Below are 2,583 nucleotides of genomic sequence, written 5' to 3' on the forward strand. Positions count from 1 at the left end.
CCCGCCGGGCCCGCCGTGGTGGCGCGCGCCGCGCGCGTGCGGGACACCCCTTCCGGGCGGGTCGGGAGCCGGTCGATCCTCGTCGAGGTCCCGGAATCCGACGCCGCCCGGTTGGCCTCCACGGCCGCCGGAACGCCACTGGCTGTGCTGGTGCACGGATGACGGGACGCAGCGCCAGATCGGCGGAGCGGCAGAGGACGCTAGTGCCTCGGCGGGGCCAATCGTGCTGGTAACGTCTCTGCAGTCCAGTTCGGGACGCACGACCACGCACGTGGTGGACCACACCGCGTCACCAGAGAGGGGTGCAGGATGCTCAAGGGCTTCAAAGACTTCATCATGCAGGGCAACGTGATCGACCTGGCCGTCGCCGTGGTCATCGGCACGGCGTTCGCGTCGATCGTCGACGCCTTCACCAGCGCGATCATCAACCCGCTCATCGCCCTGCTCGGCGGGAACAGCGAGATCGGGTTCGCCGTCCAGCTGCTGGACAACAACCCCGAGACCAGGATGGACTTCGGGTTGCTGCTCACCGCGATCATCAACTTCCTGCTGATCGCCGCGGTCATCTACTTCGTCCTGGTGGGGCCGATGAACAAGATGAAGGAGGCCGCCGCCAAGCGCAAGGGCATCGACGCCCCCGCCTCGGACAACGACCTCCTCGTGGAGATCCGCGACCTCCTCGCGGGTCGCCCGCTCACCCATCCGTCGGACCCGCGGAGCACGTCCGGCGAGTCCTGACACCACGCCCCGCCGCGGGGCCCCCGTCACCCGGAACCGGACCTCAGCGCCGGACCTGAGCGCCGGCACCCGGCGACCCCGCCGACACCGCTGATGCGGGTCTCACCCGTGGTGGGGAGGGCGTTGCTCCCTCCACCAGTCGTCGCCGAGCCGGGCGTCGAGGTCACGGGCCTCGTCGGACGTGGTCCGCGGCAGGGTCTCGCCGAACACGTCGTCGATCCGGGCGCTGCTGTACGAAGCGCTGATGATCGGGGCGCTGGAGTCCTGTGCCCTGCGGTCCGGGGCGCCGTCGGTCACAGCTCGTCTATCGCCGACAACTGCGCCACCACGTACGAGACGAGCGGGCACAACGTGGCCATCCCGTCCCGGATGGCCGCGCGGCTGGGCGCGAGGTTGGCGACCACCGTACTGCCGGACACCCCGACCAACCCGCGGGAGACGATCGAGTCGACCGCGCCGGCGGTGAGGCCCGACGACCGGATGGCCTCGGCGATGCCGGGCAGCCGCTGGTCGAGGATCTCCTCCGTGACCTCGGGGGTGATGTCCCGTGGGCCGACCCCGGTGCCACCGACGGTCACGACGAAGTCGAAGCCGCCGACCACCGCGGTCTCGAGGGCCTTGCGGACCTCGGACTCCTCGGACGCCACGCCGACGACGCCGCCGACCAGGAAGCCCTCCTCCTCGAGCAGCTCGGTGACCAACGGGCCGATCGAGTCCTCGCGCGGATCCAGCCGGTCGGTCACCACCACGACCATCGCACGACCGGCGATGGGGGTGTCCGCCGGAACGGCCGCCGAGGGGTCGAAATCCACGTCCGTCTGGATCCTGCGCCCACCGGGCAGAGACCTCGGGTCGAATCTCGTGCTCATCTCGCCTCTCCCAGTACCACGTCGACAGTCGTCGGCTGATCGCCCACACGAGCAGCATAGGTGACGGAGATCGTCTCCCCCGGAGCCCTCGACCGGATCGCGGCGACCAGCGCGTCGCCGCTCTCGATCAGCCGCTCCCCGACCATGGTGATCACCGCCCCCTCCTCGATGCCCGCCTGCGCGGCGGGGCCTCCCACCTCGGTGGTGCGGACCAGCGCGCCGTCGATGTCGGGTTGGTCGCTCACCGAGACCCCGAGGACCGCACGGGTGGCGAACCCCTGCTTGATCAACTGGTCGGCGATGCGCCGGGCCTGGTCGACCGGGATCGCGAAACCCAGGCCGATCGATCCCGAGTTACCCGAGCCCAGCGACGCGATGGCGGAGTTGATGCCGACCAGCTCACCGTTCATGTTGACCAGCGCGCCGCCGGAGTTGCCCGGGTTGACCGCCGCATCGGTCTGGATGGCGTCGATCACCGTGTTCTGGTCGGACTGCGCGCCGCCCGCGCGCACCGGCCTGTCGAGCGCGGAGACGATGCCGGTCGTCACGGTGCCGGACAGGCCGAGCGGGGAACCCACCGCCGCGACGGCCTGACCCTCGTCCAGGTTCGAGGAGGACCCGAGCGCGATCGGGGTGAGCGACCGGTCGGTATCCGCCCTGATCACGGCGATGTCCGTGGCGGGGTCGGTGCCGACGACCGTCGCCGGCGCCCTCGACCCGTCGTTGAAGCGCACCTCGATCTGGCCGCCGGTCGCCGCCATCGCGATGACGTGGTTGTTCGTGATGATCAGACCGTCCTGGGCCAGCACCACGCCGGATCCCTCACCGCGTCCGGCCTGCCCGCGGACGTCGATCGAGACCACGCTCGGCAGGACCTTGTCGGCGACGGACTCGACCGTGCCGTCCGGGGCCTCACCCTCGGGCTGGACGGCGGTGATCGGGGAGGCGAGGCTCCCGCTGCCTCCGCCGCCCGCCA

General features: G+C 71.0%; 4 protein-coding genes. 1 reads left to right on the plus strand and 3 read right to left on the minus strand.

The window, feature by feature from the left end; all coding sequences use genetic code 11:
* The first annotated feature begins 309 nt into the window (after window positions 1-309).
* A complete protein-coding gene (gene mscL / locus G6020_RS05125; protein WP_182609882.1) occupies window positions 310-738 on the plus strand; it encodes a large conductance mechanosensitive channel protein MscL in 429 nt (142 codons plus the stop codon).
* A gap of 102 nt (window positions 739-840) precedes the next feature.
* On the opposite strand, the gene G6020_RS05130 is transcribed toward mscL, so the two are convergent.
* The 3 genes from G6020_RS05130 to G6020_RS05140 form a co-directional block, all read right to left on the minus strand.
* A complete protein-coding gene (locus tag G6020_RS05130; RefSeq protein ID WP_182609884.1) occupies window positions 841-1,035 on the minus strand; it encodes a hypothetical protein in 195 nt (64 codons plus the stop codon).
* Window positions 1,032-1,607, minus strand: a complete 576-nt coding sequence (locus tag G6020_RS05135; protein WP_179525840.1) for a molybdopterin-binding protein — start codon at window positions 1,605-1,607, stop codon at window positions 1,032-1,034. The genes G6020_RS05130 and G6020_RS05135 overlap by 4 nt, the downstream gene beginning before the upstream one ends.
* Window positions 1,604-2,583 (minus strand): trypsin-like peptidase domain-containing protein (locus G6020_RS05140; protein WP_182609883.1); only part of this gene is annotated, 980 nt, incomplete at its 5' end. The genes G6020_RS05135 and G6020_RS05140, both read right to left, overlap by 4 nt.

Source organism: Dietzia sp. B19 (genome assembly GCF_014145155.1).
Lineage (GTDB): Bacteria > Actinomycetota > Actinomycetes > Mycobacteriales > Mycobacteriaceae > Dietzia > Dietzia natronolimnaea.